General features: G+C 63.8%; 8 protein-coding genes and 1 tRNA gene. 4 read left to right on the forward strand and 5 right to left on the reverse strand.

The window, feature by feature from the left end; all coding sequences use genetic code 11:
- Positions 1-37: 37 nt before the first annotated feature.
- The gene (locus C8348_RS21715) at positions 38-682 is read right to left on the reverse strand and encodes a JAB domain-containing protein (RefSeq protein ID WP_106755406.1); all 645 of its coding nucleotides are present in this window, start codon (positions 680-682) and stop codon (positions 38-40) included.
- A gap of 38 nt (positions 683-720) precedes the next feature.
- A complete protein-coding gene (gene map / locus C8348_RS21720; RefSeq protein ID WP_106755407.1) occupies positions 721-1,548 on the reverse strand; it encodes a type I methionyl aminopeptidase in 828 nt (275 codons plus the stop codon).
- A 283-nt stretch (positions 1,549-1,831) separates the two neighbouring features.
- On the opposite strand from map, the gene C8348_RS21725 reads away from it, so the two are divergent.
- Positions 1,832-1,916 (forward strand) — tRNA-Leu (locus tag C8348_RS21725).
- A 71-nt stretch (positions 1,917-1,987) separates the two neighbouring features.
- On the opposite strand, the gene C8348_RS21730 is transcribed toward C8348_RS21725, so the two are convergent.
- On the reverse strand, positions 1,988-2,356 hold the full coding sequence (locus tag C8348_RS21730) for a winged helix-turn-helix transcriptional regulator (protein ID WP_106755408.1): 369 nt from the start codon (positions 2,354-2,356) through the stop codon (positions 1,988-1,990).
- 100 nt (positions 2,357-2,456) lie between these two features.
- Here C8348_RS21730 and C8348_RS21735 point away from each other — a divergent pair, with 100 nt between their 5' ends.
- The 3 genes from C8348_RS21735 (at position 2,457) to sfsA (ending at position 5,868) form a co-directional block, all read left to right on the forward strand.
- Positions 2,457-3,470, forward strand: a complete 1,014-nt coding sequence (locus C8348_RS21735) for a zinc-binding alcohol dehydrogenase family protein (protein WP_106755409.1) — start codon at positions 2,457-2,459, stop codon at positions 3,468-3,470.
- 241 nt (positions 3,471-3,711) lie between these two features.
- Entirely contained in the window at positions 3,712-5,157 is a 1,446-nt protein-coding gene (locus C8348_RS21740; protein ID WP_208983861.1) for a TrkH family potassium uptake protein, read from the forward strand.
- A gap of 9 nt (positions 5,158-5,166) precedes the next feature.
- A complete protein-coding gene (gene sfsA, locus C8348_RS21745; protein WP_106755411.1) occupies positions 5,167-5,868 on the forward strand; it encodes a DNA/RNA nuclease SfsA in 702 nt (233 codons plus the stop codon).
- 228 nt (positions 5,869-6,096) lie between these two features.
- Here sfsA and C8348_RS21750 read toward each other — a convergent pair whose 3' ends face one another.
- Both C8348_RS21750 and C8348_RS21755 read right to left on the reverse strand, forming a co-directional pair.
- On the reverse strand, positions 6,097-6,789 hold the full coding sequence (locus C8348_RS21750) for a L,D-transpeptidase (RefSeq protein ID WP_106755412.1): 693 nt from the start codon (positions 6,787-6,789) through the stop codon (positions 6,097-6,099).
- 117 nt (positions 6,790-6,906) lie between these two features.
- Positions 6,907-7,251: a hypothetical protein gene (locus C8348_RS21755; RefSeq protein ID WP_106755413.1), complete on the reverse strand. Its 345-nt coding sequence runs from the start codon at positions 7,249-7,251 to the stop codon at positions 6,907-6,909.
- Positions 7,252-7,721: the final 470 nt, after the last annotated feature.

A 7,721-nucleotide genomic window follows, 5' to 3' on the forward strand; every position in this document is an offset into this window, starting at 1 on the left:
CCCTTCAACCACCCCCAATTTGCCAAAACCGTCCCCACTACGCAATGCTAAAAATTGAGGGATTTTCTAGTGTTTCAATGTGTTTGAGCGTGATCCTGCGGGATCTAAATGAATGAGTGGGGTGATTATGCACCAGAATGATCGCCGTGGCCGACAGCTCCAGCGCCCGGCGGATCACCTCGCGCGGATAGACCGGCGTGTGATCGACTGTGCCGCGCTGCTGTACCTCATCGGCGATCAGGCCGTTCTTCTTGTCGAGGAACAGGATGCGGAATTCCTCGCGCTCCTCGTGTGAGCTGGCCGCGCGCAGATAGTCCACCACCTTCGACCAGGACGACAGCGCGTCGCGTGTGTTCACTTCGGCCCTGGCGTAGCGCTTGGCGGCGGCCTGCAGCAGTTTCAGGTCATCCGCCACCCGCTCGCCAACGCCCTTGACCTCGAGAAGCCGCGCCCGCGGGGCGGCCAGAACGCCGGCGAAGGAGCCGAACCTTGCCAGCAGCGCCTTGGCGATGGGTTTGGTGTCGGCCCGCTTGATCGTGGCAAACAGGATCAGTTCGAGGAGTTCATAGTCGGCAAAACCGTCTGCGCCATGCGCGCGAAAGCGGTCGCGCAGCCGGTCACGATGACCAAGATAATGCGCCGGGGCCAGGGCATCGGAAAATCCGGTGTCATCCTCGGCCATGGCGTCTCCTCGCTGACCTTTTTGCCCCTGTCCGCGTCCTACCGGTCGAAGCCGGGCCGGTGCAGGCCCTTTGGCGACAGGGTAAAGATCTCGCAGCCGTCCGGCGTGATGCCGATGGAATGCTCGAATTGCGCCGACAGCGAGCGGTCGCGGGTGACGGCGGTCCAGCCGTCGCTCAGCACCTTCACCTGCGGCCGGCCAAGGTTCACCATCGGCTCGATGGTGAAGATCATGCCGGGCTTCAGCTCGACGCCTTCGCCGGGCCGGCCGTAATGCAGGATGTTCGGCGTGTCGTGGAACAGCCGTCCGAGGCCATGACCGCAGAAATCGCGCACCACCGAGCAGCGTTCGCGCTCGACAAAGGTCTGGATCGCGGCGCCGATGTCGCCGGTGGTGTTGCCGGGCTTGGCTGCGGCGATGCCCAGCATCAGGCTCTCGTAGGTGACCTCGATCAGCCGTTCTGCCGCGCGCTTCAGTTCGCCCACCGGATACATCCGGCTCGAATCGCCATGCCAACCGTCGACGATATAGGTGACGTCGATGTTGATGATGTCACCGTCGCGCAGCGGCTTGTCATTGGGAATGCCGTGGCAGACCACGTGGTTGATCGAGGTGCAGGAGAACTTGGTGTAGCCGCGGTAGTAGAGCGTCGCCGGCAGGGCGTTGTGCTCGCGGCCGAAGGCCTGCACGAAATCGTCGATTTCCTGCGTGGTCACGCCCGGCTTGACGATATCGGCCAGGGCATCAAGGCAGGCCGCCGTGACGGCGCCAGCCTTGTGCATGCCGGCGAAGTCTTCCGGTCCGTACAGGCGGACCTGTCCGGTGTTCTTCAGGGGAGCTGTTGCCGCGTCGATATAGGTGACCATGTCCGAAAGGGGTGTCCGTATCTGTTCTGTCCTGAGCCGGATCGAGGCGGACCGCCGGGAGAGGGGGCGGCGCCGGCCTGAAGCGCCACCCTTCGCAAGGCGGCTGTCCGGTAGGCTGTCATCGTTCATCGCGTGTGCCGTTGTCCTTCCCGTTAATATGCGCGGCGGCGTCGCGCAAGGAAAGACCTTCCCGCAAGGCGCGGGATTTTTGTTTGGCGCGCCGAATGAACCCTCTTGGCACTTGCGAAGCTCCGCGGTCAGCGCTAGGGGATGCCGTCTTGCCGCGGACGTGGTGAAACCGGTAGCCACAGCAGACTTAAAATCTGCCGTCTTATGACATGCGGGTTCGAGTCCCGCCGTCCGCACCAGCCCCACCGATCACCTGTCCGGATCCGCTCTTGCAAAGGTCGCAGGTCCCTGCAATCGCCTTTTTGGATCTTCAGCTCGCATTGAGCGTATCGGGCGCTGGCGAGAACAGATGCATGTTGCTGTCGCCCCAAGTTTTGAGGGCGTGGAGTGCAGGTTCCAGCGTGCGCCCCAGGTCCGAAAGCGCATAGTCGACGCGTGGGGGGACCTGAGCAAAGACGGTGCGCGTAATAAGCCCGTCCGCTTCCATCTCGCGCAACTGGGTGGTCAGCATGCGCTGGGTCACGGTCGCCAGCTTTCGCCGGATCTCGTTGAAGCGCATAGGCCGTTCAAGCAGATGGAACAGGATCACGCCCTTCCATTTGCCGTCAATCAGGCTGAGGGCCGCCTCGACCGAACATCCCGGAGCACAGTCGAAGCCATGGGTGCGCCTGCGGGTCATAACGGTATCCTTTTTGACACTATGTGCTGAAAATGTGCGTTCTTGTAGATGCCGAGGCTACAGCACACATTGCCTCCTGACAATTCACAGGAGATGTCCCATGCGTGCCGTTGCCTACCAGACCCCGCTGCCCATTACATCCGCTTCCGCCCTCGTCGATGTTGACCTTCCGGTTCCGGTGGCGACAGGGCATGACCTTCTCGTCGAGGTGCGCGCCATCTCCGTCAATCCGGTCGATACCAAGATCCGCCAGTCGACCGCGCCCCAGGATGGGGAGTGGAAGGTGCTTGGCTGGGATGCGGCTGGGGTCGTCACGGCTGTCGGGCCGGACGTGACCGGCTTTCGTCCCGGCGACGAGGTCTACTATGCCGGCGCGATCAACCGGCCTGGAACCAACGCGCAGTTTCATCTCGTTGACGAGCGTATCGCTGGGCACAAGCCGAAGACGCTGGACTTTGCCGCTGCGGCCGCCTTGCCGCTGACGGCCATCACGGCCTGGGAAATGCTGTTCGACCGGCTTGATGTCGCCCGTCCGGTTCCCGGTGCTGCCAATGCCATCGTTATCATTGGCGGCGCGGGCGGCGTCGGGTCCATCGCGATCCAGATCGCCCGGGCATTGACTGACCTGACTGTGATTGCGACAGCCTCCCGCCCGCAGACACAAGCGTGGGTGCGGGAACTCGGGGCCCATCACGTCATCGATCATCGCCAGCCGATTGCCGCGCAAGTTGCCGCCCTCGGACTTGGTCAGCCGGCCTTCGTGTTCTCGACGACCAATACCGACGAGCATTATGCTGACAGCATCGAACTGCTCGCCCCGCAAGGCCGTTTCGGGCTCATTGATGATCCGCGTGACCTGAACGCCATGCCGCTGAAACGGAAGGCCTTGTCCCTGCACTGGGAGATGATGTTCACCCGGTCGCTGTTCTCAACGCCGGACATGAACCAGCAGCGCGTGCTCCTCGACCGGATCAGTGCGCTGGTCGACCTTGGCCGGATCCGCACGACGCTTGCCGATGACTTCGGGCCGATCAATGCGGAAAATCTGATGCGCGCCCATGCGCTGATCGAGAGCGGGACCGCCAAGGGCAAGATCGTCCTGTCCGGGTTCTGAAGGCGGCGCCTGAAGCAGAGGTCTCGGCAGCTTCTGGCTGTCTGGCGCGAGGCTCACCCGCGTGGCGGTCCCGTTTCGGGACCGCCATCTGCGTTTCGCCTGATGGGCAACATCTCCCGGTGGGTGTTCGCGCTAAAGGTTAGGCCGGGCTCGACAGGGGCGTCTCTCCGGGGCAATGTGCGCGGCGCGGAGCCTCGGACGCCATTGCCTGCCGGGCCCGCCCGCTAAGGACCACGCCGACGTGATTGCATTGCGCCCCATACTCTATGTGCTGGGCATTCTCTACGTGGCGCTGGCCACAGTGATGCTTGTGCCGGCGATGGTGGATGTCGCGGCCAAGAACGCGGACTGGCAGGCCTTTGTCTTTTCAGCCTTTCTCACCGGTCTGGTGGGCATGTTGCTGGCCATCGCTGTCGACGGGTCGCTGAAGAAGGGCCTGTCGATGCGCCAGACCTTCCTGCTGACGGTGCTGGCCTGGATCAGCATTCCCGGCTTCGGCGCGCTGCCTTTCTTCTGGCTCGGCCTCGGGCCAGCCGATGCGGTGTTCGAATCGGTGTCTGGGTTCACCACCACCGGCGGCACGGTGCTGACCGGGCTCGATTCGCTGCCACCGGGCATTCTTGTCTGGCGCTCGATGATGCAGTGGACCGGCGGGATCGGTGTGGCTGTCATGGGCATTTTCCTGCTGCCGTTCCTGCGCGTCGGCGGCATGCAACTGTTCCAGAGCGAGAGCGGGGAGGGCGGCGAGAAGATCGTCGGCCGTTCGGTCGAACTGATCCGGCTGATGGTGGTGATCTACGCCGGGCTGACCGCAGCCTGCGCGACCGGATATTATCTGACCGGCATGACTGCCTTCGACGCGATCAACCACGCCATGACCACCCTGTCGACGGGCGGCTACTCGACCTATGACGCGTCCTTCGGCGCTTTTGCGGCAGAGGGGCCGGCCTGGGTCGCCATCGCCTTCATGCTGGCTGGTGCCTTGCCCTTTGTGCTCGTTATCCAGGCGCTGCGCGGCGCGCCGCTGCAGCTCTGGCAGGATCCGCAGGTCCGGGCGATGCTCGCGCTCATCGGCGCCATCACCTTTGGCCTGACGGTGCATCTGGGCGCCACCCAGTCGCTCGGGTTCCTCGATGCGCTGCGGCTTGCGGCCTTTACCGTTGTCTCGCTGATCACCACCACCGGCTTCTATCTTGCCGACTACACGCTCTGGGGCGGAGTTGTGGTGGGCATGGTGCTGCTGCTTGCCTTTGTCGGCGGCTGCACCGGGTCGACGTCCGGCGGGGTCAAGATCTTTCGCTATCTGGTGCTTCTCGCAGCGGTGCGTTCGCATCTGCGCAAGATGGTGCGTCCGAACCGGGTCACCGCCGAAACCTTCGGCAAGACCCGCCTGACGCCGGACCTCTCGTCCGCCGTCCTGGTCTATCTGGTGCTTTACACCGGCTCGGTCGCGGCGGTCTGCCTGTGCCTTGCCGCCTTCGACATCACCTTCATCACCAGCCTGGCGGCTGCGGCCAGTGCTGTCGGCAACATCGGGGCGGCTCTCGGCCCGCTGGTTGGCCCCGATGGCACCTTCGGTGCCCTGCCGGACGGGGCCAAGTGGCTGCTTGCCGGAGCCATGTTGCTCGGGCGGCTGGAACTGATCGTGGTCCTCGTCATGCTCGACCCGGATTTCTGGTCCAACTGAGGCTCACCCATGGACTTCACGCAAACCCTGATCGGCGGCCGCTTGGTGCGCCGCTACAAGCGCTTCCTTGCCGATGTGGTTCTCGATGCGGATGGCAGCGAGGTGACGGCTCATTGCGCCAATCCGGGCTCGATGCTTGGCCTCAATGCCCCCGGATCGCGTGTCTACCTGTCCCGTTCGGACAATCCCGCGCGCAAGCTGCCGCTCAGCTGGGAACTCATCGAAGCCGATGGCGTTCTGGTCGGCATCAGCACGGCCCATCCCAACCGGCTTGTTGAGGAAGCCATCCTGGCAGGTTCCGTGCCTGGCCTGTCAGGCTATCCGCATCTGCGCCGCGAAGTGAAATACGGGGTGAACTCCCGCATCGATATTCTGCTCGAAGCTCCGGACCGGCCGCGTTGCTATGTCGAGGTCAAGAACGTCCACCTGATGCGCCAGCCGGGCCTGGCCGAGTTTCCTGACAGCGTGACGGCGCGCGGCGCCAAGCACTTGCGCGAATTGTCGGACATGGTGCGTGAGGGCCATAGGGCCGTCATGGTCTATCTGGTGCAGCGGCCGGACTGCGACCGTCTTGCCATGGCCAGCGACATCGACCCGGCCTATGCCGCAGCGCTTGCCGAGGCCCGCGCTGCCGGCGTCGAGGTCATCGCCATCGGCTGCTCCGTCACGCCTGAGGCCATCCGGGTCAACCGGGTTGTGGAGGTGGTTTGAGGGCGCGCGGACTCCTGCCTCACCTTCTCTCGTCGCTCCTGCGCAGGCAGGAGCCCAGTAGCCCCTGTCTTGGTTGGCGAGTTGAGCGGGTGTGCCAGCCCACATGACGGTATGGTTTGCCGCTTGTGCGCCGCATTCGGGCGCCTCGTTTACTGGGCTCCTGCCTTCGCAGGAACGACGAGGCGAGGGCTGCCGCCTGCTAGCGGCGGCCCTTATCTCAGTCCGCTATCAGGCCTGAGCGCCCTGCAGGACAACAATCCGCGTGTCGTTCGGCACGCGGTTGTAGAGATCGATGATGTCCTGGTTGATCAGGCGCACGCAGCCGGACGACACTGCCGTGCCAATGGTCCAGTACTCGGCCGAGCCATGGATCCGGTAGATCGTGTCGCGGTTGCCTTCAAAAATATAGAGCGCGCGGGCGCCGAGCGGGTTGGCCAGGCCCGGTTCCATGCCATTGCGGTAGGGCTCCAGCTCGGGCTGGCGCGCGATCATTTCTGCCGGTGGTGTCCATCGCGGCCACTCGCGCTTGTAGGCGATGCGTGCCGTTCCACCCCAGGCAAAGCCGGCGCGGCCGATGCCGACGCCATAGCGCATCGCTCGTCCGCCTTCCATGGTGAGGTACAGGAAGCGGTTCGGCGTATCGACAATGATCGTGCCGGTCGGCTCATTCGAGGAATAGGGCACGACCTGGCGATAGTAGATCGGGTTCACCTTGCGCAGGTCTACGGCCGGGATCGGAAAACGCTCGTTCGGCATCGCCGCATACATGCGCAGATATTCTTCCGGAATGCGAGGACCGGAGGGCTGGTACGGCTCGTAGGGCATGCCCGGCGAAGGAATCGGCTGGGCATAGCGCGTGGTACAGCCGGCGAGCAGGGATGCGGAGGCTGCGGCCAGAAGCTGGCGGCGGGAAAGCAACATGTAACAACCTCGGTGTCTGGATCGGTCCTGGCCGGATTGGGGGCCGGACGTGTTGTCCTTGTGTCTCAGATTCAACTTGCCGGGAGCTTAAAGCCCTGGCCGTTGCGCTAATTTCTGTCAGGCAAGACCGGGTTTGGGCGGCGGGACGTCTGTCTCGAGCGGCGCGTCACTCAGCGCCTCAAGCCGGGCGGGCAGTCGCGTTTCAACCCGCCAGCCCGGGGCCGGTTCCATCGCCAGGGCCGGTTCCGGCCGGAAGTCAGGGCATTTCGCCTGCAGGCAGCGCTTCAGCTTGCCAAGATCGGCACGCAATCGCTCGTCGGCAGCCGAGACTTGCCGCTCTGTCGCCGTGCGCAGGCCAGCCAGTGTCACGTCAGCCGGCGAAGGGGCCGCAATCGGGCGCAGCGCGATCAGCACCAGGGCAATCAGCCCCAGCAGTCGTCCGGCCCAGATCAGACCTTGCATCGGTCGCAGGCATATGTGTGTCAAACAAACCATGCCCCCGCATCGCGGCAGATTGTGGCGCGGATTGGGACGGAAGGTGTCAAATGGGCGTGAGCCTTGCGTGACCGGGCATTTTTCACGCAGTGTGACTTTTTCGCCTCGGTGCGCTGCGCCGGCGGCTGATGGACACAACTGGCGTTACGAAACCAGCGCGGGCCTTGTGGGAGCCTCTTTGCCCCGTTCCCCACGAGGGGGCGGAGCGGCCGATATTGATGACAAGGCACGCATCCTTCTCTTTCGTCATGGTCGGGCTTGTCCCGACCACCTGCTGGTCATCGACTTGCGCAGATCCTCGGCACAAGGCCACTGCTGTCCGGTTTAAGTTTCTGGACAAGGTGCATGACATTGATTCTACTCGTGTTCAGGCGTTTAGCGACGGTCTGGACACGGGCAGGAGGTCAATGTCATGCGTCATGAGAATAGCGTGTTTC

Source organism: Pannonibacter carbonis (assembly GCF_003012935.1).
GTDB lineage: Bacteria > Pseudomonadota > Alphaproteobacteria > Rhizobiales > Stappiaceae > Pannonibacter > Pannonibacter carbonis.